Origin of the sequence: Cryptosporangium minutisporangium, assembly GCF_039536245.1 — a bacterium.
GTDB lineage: Bacteria > Actinomycetota > Actinomycetes > Mycobacteriales > Cryptosporangiaceae > Cryptosporangium > Cryptosporangium minutisporangium.
The window spans coordinates 21,894-36,203 of the sequence record NZ_BAAAYN010000018.1 but is presented as its reverse complement, the minus strand read 5'-3'; the positions used below and the strand labels follow the sequence as shown (position 1 = coordinate 36,203).

Genomic DNA, 14,310 nt, shown 5'->3' with positions numbered 1-14,310 from the left:
CCCGGGGCCGCCGCGCTCCGCTCCATGGTTGCTGCGATTTCCGGGTGAGTCGGAGATGGTTGTCGCGAATGCCGCGCCATGGCACGGGTAGCGCGACATTCATCCCGCCCGGCACCCGGAATGCACGCCAACCATGGGGTCCGGCGCCCGGGAAGCGCGCCAACCATCGGTTCGGGCACCCGGGAAGCGCGCCAGCCATGGGGTCTGGCGCCCGGGAAGCGCGCCAACCATCGGTTCCGGCACCCGGGAAGCGCGCCAGCCATGGGGTCTGGCGCCCGGGAAGCGCGCCAACCATCGGTTCCGGCACCCGGGAAGCGCGCCAGCCATGAGGTCTGGCGCCCGGAAAGCGCGCCAACCATCGGTTCGGGCACCCGGGAAGCGCGCCAACCATCCGGGCCGGCGCCGGGAAACGGCGACAACCACGACTCGGTACCGGCGTGGGAGCCGTTGAGGGCCGGGTCAACTCCAGATCGCGCGGTACAACAGGATCAGGCCGACCACCGTGCCGAAGACAACGATCGTCCAGCGCAGCGTCCGCGCCGACAGCCGCCGGGCGACACGTGCGCCGAGGTAACCGCCCGCGACCGTCGCCGGCGCCACGACCGCGACACCCAGCCACGAGACCGGGCCGAATATCGCGTAGACCGCGACGGTCACGGCCCCCACCGTCGCCGACAGGACGTTCTTCAGCGCGTTGACCCGCTGCAGCGTCTCGTCGAGCACCAATGCCAGCACGGCCACCAGCACGACGCCGAGCGCCGCGCCGAAGTAACCGCCGTACGCGGCGCCCAGGAGCGTCAAAACCGTGAGCGTGGCCCGTCGACGCAGGGGCGAGAGGTCGGCGGGATGTCCGATCAGCCCCTGCAGCTTGGTCTGGAAGCCCAGCACCGCGGTGGCGCTGAGCACCAGGAACGGCGTGACCACCTCGAAGACCGACGGCGGGGTCAGCAGGAGCAGGACACACCCGCCGACGCCGCCGACCAGCGCCAGCGGAACCAGCCACCGCGCGCGCTTAGCTTGCCCCGCCAACTCGGCCCGGCTACCCCAGACGCTCGACCAGTACCCCGGCGTCACCGACAGCGAGTTCGTCACGTTCGCGGCCACGGCGGGCAGGCCGGTGGCGATCAGCGCGGGGAACGTCAGCAGCGACCCGCCACCGGCGATCGCGTTCACCATGCCGGCGGCGAGGCCCGCGACGACCAGGAGTGTGACGTCGATCAGTGACAGGTGCATCGGCCTCACCGTACGGGGCAGGGTGCGTAACATGGGCACCGCGGCGGACGAGCCGGCCGGGCGGTCGCGTCAGTACCCCAGTGGTGCTGCCGAGGAACGTCCGGGCTCCAGAGGGCAGGGTGGTTGTTAACGGCAACCCGGGGTGACCCGCGGGAAAGTGCCACAGAAAACAGACCGCCGGGCACCGTACGGTGACCCGGTAAGGGTGAAACGGTGGTGTAAGAGACCACCAGCGCCCCGGGCGACCGGGGCGGCTCGGTAAACCCCACCCGGAGCAAGGTCAAGAGGAGCAGCCTGGCTGCTCTGCGTGGACGCTCGAGGGCTGCCCGCCCGAGTCCACGGGTAGACCGCTAGAGCCTGTCGGCAACGGCAGGCCGAGATGGATGGCCGCCGGCCAGGGCAGTGCCGCAAGGCGCCCTGGCAACAGGACCCGGCGTACAGGCCGACTCGTCCGCTGCCCCACAGGTGCAGCCCTCCGACCTGCGCTGACGATGGGCGGCGTCGGGCGTCATTGGCCAGAACTGGTCGGCAGTTGACGCCCCTGGACGCCCCATTCTGGTTCAGCGGGGCGAGGAGCCTCACCCGGGTCCTGCACCTGAGCGCTCCGATACTGGGCGGATGACGAAGAAGAGGCGACCGAAGAATCAGACCTTCGCTGAGATCGCGGATCAGGTGCGTTCCGAGGTCGAGATCACGGGAACCTCGCACGGACCGCGGCCCAGTCCCGTCTTCGAGGGCAGCTATGCGGACGACGAGGGCGTGATGTGGCAGCTGCGGCGTCGGGTAGGGCTCAGCTACTCCCAGGCAACGAAGCTGCTGCCACTGGCCGACGTCATGTTGTTCGACTCCTTCCCGTTCGGTGAAACGCGCACGGTGTCGGTGCAGGAGCGGGCCGCCTTGCTGGAGTCGGCGGAAGAAGAATGGGAGGCGTATGACCTGGAGACTCCGGGCTCACAGGGCTACGAGGCCTACGAATTCAACGACGAGAGCGGCCGACGAATGCTCTACCTCCAGCACTGGTACGACTAGGCGCTGCCAGGAGCGCGTCGCTGACGGTCGCCTACGAGTCGGCGCGTTGCCCGGCCGCAGGCGCCTGGTACAGCGCAACTCCGCAGTGAAACAGTCAGTCGAGGCGGGACCCCGGCCCTACCCTCGGCAACAGCGCGTCGGGCAAATGGGGATGGGAAAGCCCCCTCTAGCGATTGCCGCTAGCGCCTGCGAAGGCTGAGCCGGTTCGAGTCCGGGTAGTCCGGCGCGCCCAGGCCCCATCCAAAGACAGCCGACCGAGCAGGGGTACGCATCCAGGCACTCGGCGTCTACCTCGGTGACGCTGACCCGGGCTTCACGCTCCCTGTCTACACGCACCTCATGAAGGCGAGCGAGGCGCGCACCCGAAGCGCGATCGACGCGCTGTTCGATCAGACGCCCTACTGGGGCGTGGCCGCCGCCGGGGCGGCCGGGCGGCGAACCGTGAGGACGTCCCACGCAGCCAGGGCGCTCTCGGCCACGGCGGCCAGGGCGGCACGGGAAGCTCCGTCGCGTGCTTCCAGGGACATGCCTTGCAGGACGGTGTGGTAGAAGGCCGCTAGTGCGGCGGCGTCCGTGCCGGCGGGCACGTCTCCGTCATTGATGCCGCGCTCGATCCGCTCCCGGAACCCCCGTTCGGTGCTCCGGCGCAGCTCGGCAACGTGGCTCCGCAGGCCTTCGCTGTAGTCGGCCTCGGCGGTGGCGGCGAGGACGATCATGCAGCCGCGCGGCTTGTCCGGGTCGGTGTAGGCCTCGACGTTGATCCGGAACACTTCGGCGATGGCGTCGCGGGCGGTGGGCCCCGCGTGCAGAGCCTCGGCCGCTGCGGCGCTCTCGACCTCGTCGTAGTAGGTCACGGCCTCGCGGAACAGCTGCTCCTTCGAGCCGAACGCCGCATAGAGGCTGGGGGAGTTGATGCCCATCGCCCCGGTGAGGTCGGTCATCGACGCGCCGGCGTACCCGCGTGTCCAGAAGACCGCCATGGCACGGCGCAGCGCTGTCGTCCGGTCGAACGCGCGCGGCCTGCCCCGACCCGCCACGGGTGCCCCCTAATTCTGTGTCGACCGTCATGAAATTCCTTGACAAGGGTAGAGCGCGCCGACCAGTCTAATTATGTATTGGACGACACAGAAATGAGGCGGCGTGTTCGATCTCGAAGGCAAGGCAGCTCTGGTGACCGGCGGCGGGCGGGGAATCGGCGCGGCGATCGCCCTGCGCTTGGCCGAACTGGGGGCTGACGTCGCGATCACGTACGTCAGCGCGAAGGACCGCGCGGAAGGGATGGTCGAGCAGATCGAGGGCTACGGAGGACGTGGGGTCGCCATCGCCGCCGACAACACGGACGCCGCCGCGGTCGTCGCCGCGGTCGAACGGACGACCGCCGAGTTCGGGCGGCTGGACATCCTGGTCAACAACGCGGGCGTCGCCGCGGAGGGCGTGATCGACGACGTCTCACTGGAGGACGTCGATCGTGTCCTGAGCATCCACACCCGCGCCGTCTACGTGGCGAGCCAGGCGGCGGTCCGGCACATGAGCAGCGGCGGCCGGATCATCTCGATCGGCAGCAGCCTCGCCGAGCGAGTGCCCTACCCGGGCATGGCGCTGTACTCGATGAGCAAGTCCGCCCTGATCGGCTTCACCAAGGGCCTGGCTCGTGACCTGGGCGATCGGGGCATCACCGTGAACCTCGTGCATCCGGGTTCGACCGACACCGACATGAACCCGGCCGACGGCGAGAGCGCGGAGCTCGAGCGTGCGCTGATCCCGCTCGGCCGCTACGGCGCCGCCGCCGACATCGCCGACGCCGTGGCCTTCCTCGCGGGTCGTAGCGGCCGCCACATCACCGGCACGGCGATCACCGTCGACGGGGGCTCGAACGCGTGACGCCGACGCGGACCCCGCGACCATGATCGGAGCGAAGGGCGCATCGATGGCGTGGACCATTCTCGTGATCGCGGGCCTCCTGGAAGTCGTCTGGGCCACCGCGCTCAAGCAGTCCGACGGCTTCACCCGGCTGGGGCCGAGCATCGTCGCCACCACCGGTGCTCTGGTGAGCTTTCTTCTCCTGGCCGTCGCCCTGAAACACCTTCCGGCGGGCACCGGCTACGCGGTGTGGGTCGGCATCGGCACCGTGGGGGTGGCGATCGCGGGCACGGTGGCTTTCCAGGAAGCGCTCACCGCGGGACGGGTGTTCTTCCTGTCGGTGATCGTCGTCGGCGTCGTGGGGCTTCACCTGGTCGAACGGTGAGGGCCGGAGCTGGGACGGCGGACCGGTCGTCTCCGCTTAGGGCGGCGGGGACGACCGGTCGGCTGACGGTGGCGGGTCAGCGGGCGGCGGGGGTGTTGGTACGGGTGGCGCGGCGGCGTTCCGCGTAGGCGAAGGTGGCGACGCCGAGAGCGATACCCCAGGGCAGCCAGAGCAGGCCCGGAGCGGCGGTGGCGTGCACCTGCCCGTCCGCCACCGCGAAGCGGATGATCGCGACGCCGGCGATGGTCACGGCCGTCGCGACGACCGAGGCGGGGATCACCGCGAGCGACACCGGCACGCGTCGGCCGCGCAGCAGCGGGACCCACCGCGGGATCCGCTCACCCCACCGCATGATCAGCCCGAGCGTCAGCAGCACGCCGACGACGTCCGGGATGACCAGACCCCAGGCGGCGAGCGGGTGCAGCCCCTTGGCGGCGACGTCGGCCGCCAGGTCGTCGACGAACTGCTCGGACACCCCGAGCGGGATGCCGAGGTTCCACGCGGCCCGCTGCGCCGCGTAGGGGAGTGGCGCGAGCACCGCGACCAGCGTCGCCCAGCGGCCGATCGTCCGCCAGCGCGCGGCGGCGCTCCGCACCGCGTCCCCGGCGGCAACCGACGGCGCTGCGTCGTCGGAGGCCACCACCGACGGCGTCCCGTCCGCCGGGGATCTCACCAGCACGAGCCCAGTCCGGGCCAGTAGGCCCGCGCCGGCGACGCATAGGGCCTGGTTGAGCACCGGCCAGTCGACGAGTCCGAAGTAGCCGCCCAGGCTGTAGGCCAGGTTCTGCAGCAGGCGGACGTCCGGCACGACCGCGAGCAGGACCGCGGCCGCCACCAGCAGGACGACGCCGTGCGCCCGCCGGGGACGCCGCAGCGCGGACCCCGCGGCGACGAGCGCGATCGCGCAACCGGTCGCGAAGAGGACGCCGGTCGGTCCGGGGTCGGCGGTGGCGAGCAGGCTGCCCATCTCCGGGCCACGCGTATCGGCGGCACCGAACGGGAAGCCGGGCGCTCCGAGCGCCCAGGCGAGGCAACACACTCCGTAGACGAGACACCAGGCGGCGGCGAGAACGAGGGAAGTCATGTCAGGAGCCTGGATCCTTCGCCGTGCCGCCCACCATCTGCCGATCGGCAGAGGCGCCGCCGCACCCGCCGCTTCTATCGTGGACGGATGAGACAGGCCCTGACCGTCGTCGGCACGGCGGCGGTCCTCGCGCTGGCCGTGGCGCGCGAGCCGAATCCGCGCCCGGCCTACGCGATCCCCACGGTGCTCGGCGTGCTGGTTCTCGCCGGCCTGATCGGGACGTGGCCGATCGGTCGACGCTGGATCGCGGGTGCCACCGGGCTGGTCACGGCCGCGACGCTGGTCGGTGCCGGTGCGTGGTTCGCGCGGCCGACCGCAGGCGGCGGGATCTGGTCACTGCTGTTGACCGCGGTGCTGATGGTGCTGCTCGCGCTGCTCTGCCGGTGGGTGCCCCCGATCCAGGCCGCGACGATCGGACCCGCGGCGGTGCTCGCGGAGTCGACGCTGGTCCTGCTGACGACGGGCGCGCCGGTGCTGCGGGGCTGGGAGGCCGTCGGCGCCTGCGTGTTCTGGTCGCTGGCCGGTCTGGTCGGCGCGGGAGCGGGCGTCTACCTGCGGCTACTGGACGGTCGACGCGCCGCAGCGGTGCGGGACGCGCGTCGCGCGCAGCGGGTGCGGCTCGCCGCCGACCTGCACGACCACGTGGCGCACGACGTGAGTGCGATGGTGCTGCAGGCGCAGGCCGCGCGCGTACTGCTGGGCGACCGGGCCGGTGAGGTGGGAGCGGTGCTGGACCGGATCGAGACCGACGGGGCGCGCGCGCTGGAGTCGATGCAGCGGTCGATCCAGGTGTTACGCGAGCAGGAGCAGGAGCGGGAGGTCGAGCCGGAGCCGATGAGTCTGCGGGAGCTGAGAACGCGCCATCCGGACGCGCGGTTCGAGATCGGCGACGGGCTGGAGGACGTCGGGCCGGTGCTGCGGCGGGTCGTCGCCGAGGCGCTGACGAACGTGGCGAAGCACGCCCCGGGGAGTGCGGTGGTGCGCCTCGGACGTGCGCAGGGGGATATCGTCCTGACGGTCACCAACCCGCTGCCGGGAACGGCCGGCCCCGACGCCCCGGGTCTTCGTTACGGCCTGCAAGGGCTGGCCGACCAGGTGCACGCCGCCGGCGGTACGTTCACCGCCGGACCGGTCGGCGACCACTGGGAAGTGCGGGCTGAGCTGCCATGACGATCCGGGTACTGATCGCGGACGACCAGGAGGCCGTGCGGTTCAGCTTCCGGACGATCCTCGGCGCGGCGCCGGACGTCCGGGTGGTCGGTGAGGCGGCTGACGGCAACGCGGCCCTCACGCTGGCCGGGCAACTCCACCCGGACGTCGCGCTCGTCGACATCCGGATGCCGGGGATGAACGGTCTGGAGCTGACCCGGGTACTGGCCGAGACCGAGCCGGGCACCCGCGTCGTGGTGGTGACCACCTACGACCTGGACGCGTACGTGCACACCGCACTCCGCAACGGGGCCTGCGGCTTCCTGCTCAAGCACTCCGGCGCTCCGCTCCTGGTCGAAGCGGTCCGCGCGGCCGCGGCCGGGGACGCGCTGATCAGTCCGGAGGTCACCGTCCGGCTGCTCCGCGAGCTGGCGACGCCGCGCCCCGCGCAGCACCCGCTCACCGACCGCGAGCTGGACATCGTCGCGCTGGTCGCGGAGGGCAAGACGAACGCCGAGATCGGCGCTGCGCTCTACATCACGGCGGGCACGGTCAAGACGCACCTCGCCAACATCCAGCAGAAGCTCGGCGTCGACAACCGCGTCGCGATCGCGGCGTGGGCGTGGGATACCGGCCACTGCACGCCCGGCCGCACGGCGCGGTCCGGCAAACAACCCTAGGCTCGAATTATGGTGACCTTCGTACCCCAGCACCTGACCCTCCGCCCGGAAACTTTCGCGATCGAGCGGCACGACACCGAGGACGTCGTCGGCACGGCCGACTGGATCGCGCTGGTCCGCGGACCGGATGGTCTGACCGTCATCCGCACCGTGACCGACGGGGACGACGGCTGGCGCGCCTTCCAGGGGCAGGACGCCCACGAGCTCGACGTCCCGGGAATGCTGCTCTCGATCATCACTCCGCTGAGCGAAGCGGACCTGCCGATCTTCGCCGCGTCCACCTACGCCGCCGACCTGGTGCTGGTTCCGGCGTCGCACGCGGAGAAGGCGGTCGCCCTTCTCCGGACGGCCGGTCACGATGTAGCGGAGTGAAAGCCAATCCCTACCAGTAAGGTGGGAATCATGGGTGTCGATCAACACGGTCTGCGGACGACCGCAGCGAATCCGGCCGCGCTCGACCACTACGACCGCGCAGTCGACGAGCTGCTGCACTTCCGCGCCGAGGTGGTCGCCGAGTCCGACGCCGCGCTCGCGGAGGACCCGACGTTCCCGATGGCGGTCGCGCTCCGTGGTTACCTCGGCCTGCTCACCACCGACTTCGACGACGCGGTGGCGACCAGGGCCTACCTCGCCGAGTACGAACCAGGAGAGGTCCTGCCCCGCGAGCAGGCCCACCTCAAAGCGGTCGGAACACTGGCTGCGGGCGACTACCACGGCGCCGGTCGCATCCTCGCCGACCTGACGATCGAGTACCCCCGGGACGCGCTCGCGCTCGCCGTCGGCCACCAGATCGACTTCTTCACCGGCAACGCCACGAGCCTGCGCGACCGCATCGGTGCCGCGCTGACGTCGTGGCACCCGGACGATCGCCACTACCCGAACGTCCTCGGCATGTACGCGTTCGGTCTCGAAGAGGCCGGTCACTACGACCGGTCCGAGGACATCGGCCGGGAAGCCGTCGAGCGGAACCACCGGGACGTGTGGGGAATCCACGCGGTCGTGCACACCTACGAGATGCAGGGGCGGTTCGGCGAAGGCATTAGCTACCTCGACGCTCGTCTGGACGACTGGTCGACCGGCACGTTCTTCAACGTCCACAACTGGTGGCACTACGGGCTCTACGCGATCGAGGCCGGCGACCGGAAGCGTGCGCTGGAGATCTACGACACGGTGCTGCACGGCCCGTTCGCGTCCGGAGTGGCGCTGGAACTGCTGGACGCCGCCGCGCTGCTCTGGCGCTTCGAGCTGGCCGGCGACCCCCAGCCGGAGCGCTTCACGGCGCTGGTGGACAGCTGGCAGCAGCGCGCCGCCGAGCCCCACTACGCGTTCAACGACGCCCACGCGGTCATGGCCTACGTCGGCGCGGGCCGGTTCGATCTCGCCGACGCCCTGATCGCCGACCGGGTCGAGTGGCTGCGCACCGACCGTCCCGGCGTCACCAACCAGGCGATGACCGCCCGGGTGGGCCTGCCGGTCTGCCAGGCGCTGGTCGCGTTCGGCCGCGGCGAGTACGAGGCCGTCGTCGACCTGCTGTACCCGATCCGGGGTTACGTCAACGAGTTCGGCGGCAGCCACGCGCAGCGGGACGCGGTCTACAAGACCCTGGTCGAGGCGGCCCTGCGGGCCGGGCGCCTCCCGTTGGCGCGGGCGTTGGTCAGCGAGCGGCTGAACGTCCGGCCGTGCAGCCCGTACAACTGGCTCAAGCAGGCCGAGCTGGCCCGCGCCCTCGGCGACGAGGCCGCCGCGGTGGTGGCGGGCGAACGCGCCGCCGCGTTGGCGCGCGCCGGCGGTTCGGTGCCGGTCCCTTAGGCCGACGCCGTCCTGCGCGCCGACGCCCGGCCGCGCGCCACCGCTGTTCGTCCCGCGCGGCGCGCCGCCGCTGATCGTCCGCGCCGCGGGTCGTCGTTTGTGAGAATCGGGCGGCGGGCACGTGCAGTCTGAGAGAGGCAGGTGATCGTCGTGGCTGAAGAGACCCGGTACTGGTGGAACCTCAAGCACAAGCGCGTCGAGACGGACGAGGACAAGGGCAAGGCCGTTGACCGGCTCGGTCCGTACCCGACCCGGGCCGCCGCGGAGAAGGCACTCGACACCGTCGCGGCACGCAACCAGGCCGCGGACGCCGAAGATCGACGCTGGAACGACTGAACGGTCGAGGCCCCGAGGTACCGTCGAGAGCGGACTCGTTTGGACCGAGGTCTGCTCAAGTCGCTTGACGTGAGTGCAGACCGGAGGTGGAAACGGGTTCGTGGAGTACCTCGGGAGGCAGCATGGCCCAGCACGGCTCCGAGCCCGACCGCCCGCCGGTGCGAGCGTCCGACGGTGACCGCCAGCGGGTGGCGGACCTGTTGCGGCAGCACACCACCGACGGCCGCCTGACGATCGAGGAGTACGACCAGCGCGTCGATGCGGCCTACGCCGCACGGACGGTCGCCGACCTGCGTCCGTTACTGGCCGACCTGCCGGTGCCGCTGGACGAGGTACTGCCGCTGCACAACCCGTCGGCCGCGGTCGCCCATCCGTCGGCGGCGGCGGTCGCCCGGCGGCGCGACGAGTCCGACCGGTTGGTGGGGGTGGCGCTGGTCGTCATCGCGGTGCTACTGGTCGGGACCGCGCTGGCGGCGGCGAGCCGGGGTGTGTTCGCGTTCTGGCCGCTGCTGCTGATCGGCATTTTCCTGTTCGGCGGCCGCGGTGGTGGCCATCGCCACCACCGCTGACCGCCGCGTGCACGAACTCAGTGGAAGGTGTGCTCTTCCGCGGGGAACGATCCGGCCCGGACGTCCTCGGCGAATCGGCGCGCCGCGTCGTCGAGGATCGCGTCGAGATCCGCGTACTGCTTGACGAAGCGGGGGAGCCGGCCGGTGCGTAGGCCGGCCATGTCCTGCCAGACCAGCACCTGGGCGTCGGTGTAGGGACCGGCGCCGATGCCGATCGTGGGAATCCGGACGGCATCCGTGACGCGCTTGGCGACGTCGGACGTCACCATCTCCAGCACCACCGCGATCGCGCCGGCGTCGGCCAGCGTCACCGCGTCCTCGACGATCCGGTCGGCGTCGTCGCCGCGGCCCTGGACGCGGTAGCCGGAGAGCAGGTTCTCGTGCTGCGGCGTGAAGCCGACGTGGGCGAACACCGGGATGCCCGCGCCGGTCAGCGCGTCCACCTGCGGTGCGACCCGCGCACCGCCCTCCAGCTTGACCGCGTGCGCACGTCCCTCCTTGAGGAACCGCGCTCCGGTGGCCAGCGCCTGCGCCGGACCGGACTCGAACGAGCCGAACGGGAAGTCGGCCACCACCATCGCGCGCTTCGCGGCGCCGCTCACCGCGCGGACCAGCGGGATCAGCTCGTCGACGGTCACCGGCAGCGAGGTCTCGTTGCCGAACACGTTGTTCGACGCGGAGTCGCCGACCAGCAGCACCGGGATGCCCACCCGATCGAACAGGGCGGCGGTGTACTGGTCGTAGGACGTGAGCATCGCCCACCGCTCACCGCGCTCCTTGGCGGCGACCAGGTCACGGGCGCGGACCCGGCGCTGCGCCGGACCCCCGTACAGAGACGTCTCTTCGGACATCATCGTCCCCTTTCCTCCTCGAGGCCCGCGTGCGCGGGTCCCCGGGTACGGCCCCATCGTCGCACCGGAGCGGCCACTGCGGGCGTGGGGTTCGTCACCCCTGTGGAGGCTCGGATTCGTCGGGCCCGCGCTGTAGGGAGCGGTGCGCGTTCGGGCGACCTCTGCGTCGCCGGAACGCACAGCGCTCCGCGGACCCGGCAGTAGGATTACCCGCTTCCCCCGCCTTACGCGCAGCGCTCGGTGAGCTTGCTCAGCGCTTTGTCGTCGCCACTCAGCGAAGCGCTGCGCGACGCCTGGTCGTAGTGGGCCGCCGCGGCCCGGATATCGGCGGCGAGCGCGGCGTCGGCGGCGGTGTCGGCCTCGGCCCGGAGGTCCGCGGCTGCCTGCCGGTAGTACCCCTGCGCCTTGGTCTGCGCCGCGTTGAGTTTCGCCTGGTCACCGGTTTGCAGCGCCGGGGTGAGCGCGGCGATCGCCTGGCGGCCGGCGTCCTGGACGATCTTCACCACGCGGGTGCACACCGCCTTGGAGTCACTGCCGCCTCGTACCGGACTGCCGGTCGAGGCCGGGCTGGCGGTGCGCGTCCCGGTCGGGTCGGTGGACGGTGTGGCGGCGGGTGCGGTGGTGGGAACCGCGGTGCTGGCGCTGCTGGCTCGCGGAGCGTCGTCCGACGACGAACACCCGGCCGTGCCGAGGAGTAACGCGCCCACCAGCGCGAGTCCACCGATCAGGGTGGCTGGGCCGGACGGCCCCGGCGGGGCCGGGCGCATGCGGAGGGGCGACGGAGGGTTGGCCTGCTGAGACACACGAGCTCCCGAGGACGACGACGGACAGCCGCGACGCTACTGGTGGGTAACGTCCGCGGTGAGCGCTTCGCCCGTTTTTGTGCAAGTGGTATAGCTCGCCTGTGCAGGAACTCGCCGAATAGGATGAAAGTTGATCGGGTCGGATGTGATGAGGGCGTCAATCCGGGGCCACAACCGGCGATTCCCCACAGGGTGCCCCAAGCCCGTAACGTCGCCGTAACACCGCCCCGGAAGACTCCGGGCCACGCTTCGTGCACCAACTGGAGGGGAAGGCATCGTGGACCGTCAGCAGGATTTTGTGCTGCGCACGCTGGAAGAGCGAGACATTCGCTTCGTCCGGCTGTGGTTCACCGATGTGCTCGGGACGCTCAAGAGCGTGTCGGTCGCGCCGGCCGAGCTGGAAGCCGCGTTCGAAGAGGGCATCGGCTTCGACGGGTCGGCGATCGAGGGTTTCACCCGGGTCTACGAGGCCGACATGGTCGCGATGCCCGACCCGTCGACGTTCCAGGTCTTCCCGTTCGAGGGCGCCGGATCCGGTGAGAGCGCGCGGATGTTCTGCGACATCCAGATGCCCGACGGGTCGCCGTCCTGGGCCGACCCGCGGCACGTCCTGCGCCGGGCCCTGCGGAAGGCCGCCGATAAGGGGTTCACGTTCTACACGCACCCCGAGATCGAGTTCTTCCTGCTCGCCGACCACCCGACCGACGGCAGGCGGCCCACCCCGGTGGACTCCGGCGGGTACTTCGACCACACCACCCACGCGACCGCGCGGGACTTCCGCCGCCAGGCCGTGCTGGCGCTGGAGCGGATCGGCATCTCGGTGGAGTTCAGCCACCACGAGACCGCGCCCGGCCAGCAGGAGATCGACCTCCGCTACGCCGACGCGCTGGCCACCGCCGACAACATCATGACGTTCCGGCACGTCATCAAGGAGGTCGCGCTCTTCCAGGGCGTCTCCGCGACGTTCATGCCGAAGCCCTTCACCGACCTGGCCGGTAACGGCATGCACACCCACCTGTCGCTGTTCGAGGGCGAGCGCAACGCGTTCCACGACCCGGGCGACCCGATGACGCTGTCGAAGACCGCCAAGGCCTTCATCGCGGGCATGCTGTTCCACGCCCGGGAGTACACCGCGGTCACCAACCAGTGGGTGAACTCGTACAAGCGGCTCTTCGGCGCTCCGCAGCCGAACGCGGTCAACGAGGCGCCGAGCTCGGTCTGCTGGGGTCATCTCAACCGGTCGGCGCTGGTCCGGGTGCCCCGCTACGGCAAGCCGCACTCGGCCCGGGTGGAGATCCGGTCGGTCGACGCGGCCTGCAACCCGTACCTGACGTTCGCAGTGCTGCTGGCGGCCGGCCTCAAGGGCATCGAAGAGGGCTACGAGCTCCCGCCCGGCGCCGAGGACGACGTGTGGTCGCTCTCGCCCGAGGAGCGGCGCGCGCTGGGCTACCAGGACCTGCCGCACGACCTCTCCGAGGCGCTCGGCTACATGGAGAAGAGCGAGCTGGTCGCGGAGACGCTCGGCGAGCAGATCTTCGACTTCTTCCTGCGGAACAAGCGCACCGAGTGGGACGACTACCGCCGCCAGGTGACCGCCTACGAACGGCGTCGTTACCTGCCGTTCCTCTGAGCGGGTCGGGCACGGTCGGGCGGTGTCACCGCCCGGCCGTCGTTGGTTGCGGTGGGCGGGTAAGCGTCGCGCGCACACTCGATAGCCTGCAATGGTGAGCAACCCACGACTGCTGGTCGTCCAGAACGACGCCGAGGACGACGCCCGCCGGTTGGGAGACTGGCTCACCGACGCCGGTGCGGATCTCCACGTCGTCCGGGCGCACGACGGCGAGCCGCTGCCGGACGACCTGACCGGCTACCGCGGCTTGGTCGTGCTCGGTGGCGCGCAGCCCGCCTACGACGTCGACGGCGAACCGGCGTCACCCTGGTTCCCGCGGCTGCGCGCGCTGCTGCGCGAAGCGGTCGCCACCCGGGTGGCGACGCTCGGGGTCTGCCTCGGGGGTCAGCTGCTCGCCGGTGCGCTCGGTGGCCGGGTGGAGCCGGCGAGCAGCGGTCCGGAGATCGGGGCCTTCCTGGTGGCGAAGCGCGACGTCGCGGAGACCGATCCGCTCTTCGCGATGCTGCCGTTCACCCCGGACGTGTACCAGTGGCACGTCGACGAGATCACCGCGCTGCCGCCGGGAGCCGTCCTCCTCGCCTCCTCGCCCCGAGTGCCGAATCAGGCGTTCCGGCTCGGCGACCGGGTGTGGGGCATCCAGTTCCACATCGAGTGCGACGTCGCGATGCTGCGGTCCTGGGCGGCGAGCGACGACGGTTCGCTGGCGCGCGCCGGCCTCGACGCCGAGGACGTGCTGGCTCGATGCGCCGCGGTGGAGGACGACGTCGAAGAGGTGTGGCGTCCGTTCGCCGAACGGTTCGTGGCGCTGGCCGCCGGTCGTCTCTCCGGCCGGGGCATACCGCTTCCGGTGGTAAATCAGTGACCGTGTTCCCGAGCGCCCTCCTCCGCTCCG

At 71.1% G+C, this 14,310-nt stretch carries 16 protein-coding genes and 1 other RNA gene; 12 read left to right on the top strand and 5 right to left on the bottom strand.

The features are described 5' to 3' along the window. Positions 1 to 459: 459 nt before the first annotated feature. Positions 460 to 1,227 carry a sulfite exporter TauE/SafE family protein gene (locus ABEB28_RS14950; protein WP_376980670.1) on the bottom strand — a complete coding sequence of 256 codons (768 nt, stop codon included), beginning with the start codon at positions 1,225 to 1,227 and terminating at the stop codon, positions 460 to 462. 54 nt (positions 1,228 to 1,281) lie between these two features. On the opposite strand from ABEB28_RS14950, the gene rnpB reads away from it, so the two are divergent. Together rnpB and ABEB28_RS14940 are read left to right on the top strand one after the other, a co-directional pair. After that, positions 1,282 to 1,687: RNase P RNA component class A (gene rnpB, locus ABEB28_RS14945), an RNA gene on the top strand. A gap of 164 nt (positions 1,688 to 1,851) precedes the next feature. Continuing rightward, positions 1,852 to 2,262 (top strand): hypothetical protein, encoded by a 411-nt coding sequence (locus tag ABEB28_RS14940; RefSeq protein ID WP_345728688.1) that lies wholly within the window; start codon positions 1,852 to 1,854, stop codon positions 2,260 to 2,262. Between the two features lie 398 nt (positions 2,263 to 2,660). Here the strand turns inward: ABEB28_RS14940 and ABEB28_RS14935 are convergent, their stop codons facing one another. Beyond that, on the bottom strand, positions 2,661 to 3,299 hold the full coding sequence (locus ABEB28_RS14935; protein ID WP_345728687.1) for a TetR/AcrR family transcriptional regulator: 639 nt from the start codon (positions 3,297 to 3,299) through the stop codon (positions 2,661 to 2,663). Between the two features lie 103 nt (positions 3,300 to 3,402). Between ABEB28_RS14935 and ABEB28_RS14930 the strand changes: the two genes are divergently transcribed. Continuing rightward, a complete protein-coding gene (locus tag ABEB28_RS14930; RefSeq protein ID WP_345728686.1) occupies positions 3,403 to 4,143 on the top strand; it encodes an SDR family oxidoreductase in 741 nt (246 codons plus the stop codon). Between the two features lie 46 nt (positions 4,144 to 4,189). Then, complete coding sequence (locus ABEB28_RS14925; protein WP_345728685.1) at positions 4,190 to 4,507, top strand: DMT family transporter; 318 nt, start codon at positions 4,190 to 4,192, stop codon at positions 4,505 to 4,507. A gap of 76 nt (positions 4,508 to 4,583) precedes the next feature. Here ABEB28_RS14925 and ABEB28_RS14920 read toward each other — a convergent pair whose 3' ends face one another. Next, entirely contained in the window at positions 4,584 to 5,591 is a 1,008-nt protein-coding gene (locus ABEB28_RS14920; RefSeq protein ID WP_345728684.1) for a hypothetical protein, read from the bottom strand. A gap of 87 nt (positions 5,592 to 5,678) precedes the next feature. On the opposite strand from ABEB28_RS14920, the gene ABEB28_RS14915 reads away from it, so the two are divergent. The 6 genes from ABEB28_RS14915 (at position 5,679) to ABEB28_RS14890 (ending at position 10,134) form a co-directional block, all read left to right on the top strand. Further along, positions 5,679 to 6,761: a sensor histidine kinase gene (locus ABEB28_RS14915; RefSeq protein ID WP_345728683.1), complete on the top strand. Its 1,083-nt coding sequence runs from the start codon at positions 5,679 to 5,681 to the stop codon at positions 6,759 to 6,761. Continuing rightward, positions 6,758 to 7,420, top strand: a complete 663-nt coding sequence (locus ABEB28_RS14910) for a response regulator (RefSeq protein ID WP_345728682.1) — start codon at positions 6,758 to 6,760, stop codon at positions 7,418 to 7,420. The genes ABEB28_RS14915 and ABEB28_RS14910 overlap by 4 nt, the downstream gene beginning before the upstream one ends. A 9-nt stretch (positions 7,421 to 7,429) precedes the next feature. Then, positions 7,430 to 7,792, top strand: coding sequence for an ACT domain-containing protein (locus ABEB28_RS14905; protein WP_345728681.1), 363 nt, complete (start codon positions 7,430 to 7,432; stop codon positions 7,790 to 7,792). 30 nt (positions 7,793 to 7,822) lie between these two features. Further along, positions 7,823 to 9,229 (top strand): tetratricopeptide repeat protein, encoded by a 1,407-nt coding sequence (locus tag ABEB28_RS14900; RefSeq protein ID WP_345728680.1) that lies wholly within the window; start codon positions 7,823 to 7,825, stop codon positions 9,227 to 9,229. 150 nt (positions 9,230 to 9,379) lie between these two features. Beyond that, on the top strand, positions 9,380 to 9,565 hold the full coding sequence (locus ABEB28_RS14895; RefSeq protein WP_345728679.1) for an SPOR domain-containing protein: 186 nt from the start codon (positions 9,380 to 9,382) through the stop codon (positions 9,563 to 9,565). A gap of 122 nt (positions 9,566 to 9,687) precedes the next feature. Then, a complete protein-coding gene (locus ABEB28_RS14890) occupies positions 9,688 to 10,134 on the top strand; it encodes a DUF1707 domain-containing protein (RefSeq protein WP_345728678.1) in 447 nt (148 codons plus the stop codon). Positions 10,135 to 10,151: 17 nt separating this feature from the next. Here the strand turns inward: ABEB28_RS14890 and panB are convergent, their stop codons facing one another. Next, positions 10,152 to 10,988 carry a 3-methyl-2-oxobutanoate hydroxymethyltransferase gene (panB, locus tag ABEB28_RS14885; RefSeq protein ID WP_345728677.1) on the bottom strand — a complete coding sequence of 279 codons (837 nt, stop codon included), beginning with the start codon at positions 10,986 to 10,988 and terminating at the stop codon, positions 10,152 to 10,154. A gap of 221 nt (positions 10,989 to 11,209) precedes the next feature. Next, the gene (locus ABEB28_RS14880) at positions 11,210 to 11,752 is read right to left on the bottom strand and encodes a hypothetical protein (protein WP_345728676.1); all 543 of its coding nucleotides are present in this window, start codon (positions 11,750 to 11,752) and stop codon (positions 11,210 to 11,212) included. A 313-nt stretch (positions 11,753 to 12,065) separates the two neighbouring features. On the opposite strand from ABEB28_RS14880, the gene ABEB28_RS14875 reads away from it, so the two are divergent. Both ABEB28_RS14875 and ABEB28_RS14870 read left to right on the top strand, forming a co-directional pair. Next, entirely contained in the window at positions 12,066 to 13,418 is a 1,353-nt protein-coding gene (locus tag ABEB28_RS14875) for a glutamine synthetase family protein (RefSeq protein WP_345728675.1), read from the top strand. 94 nt (positions 13,419 to 13,512) lie between these two features. Further along, positions 13,513 to 14,280, top strand: a complete 768-nt coding sequence (locus tag ABEB28_RS14870; protein ID WP_376980638.1) for a type 1 glutamine amidotransferase — start codon at positions 13,513 to 13,515, stop codon at positions 14,278 to 14,280. Positions 14,281 to 14,310: the final 30 nt, after the last annotated feature.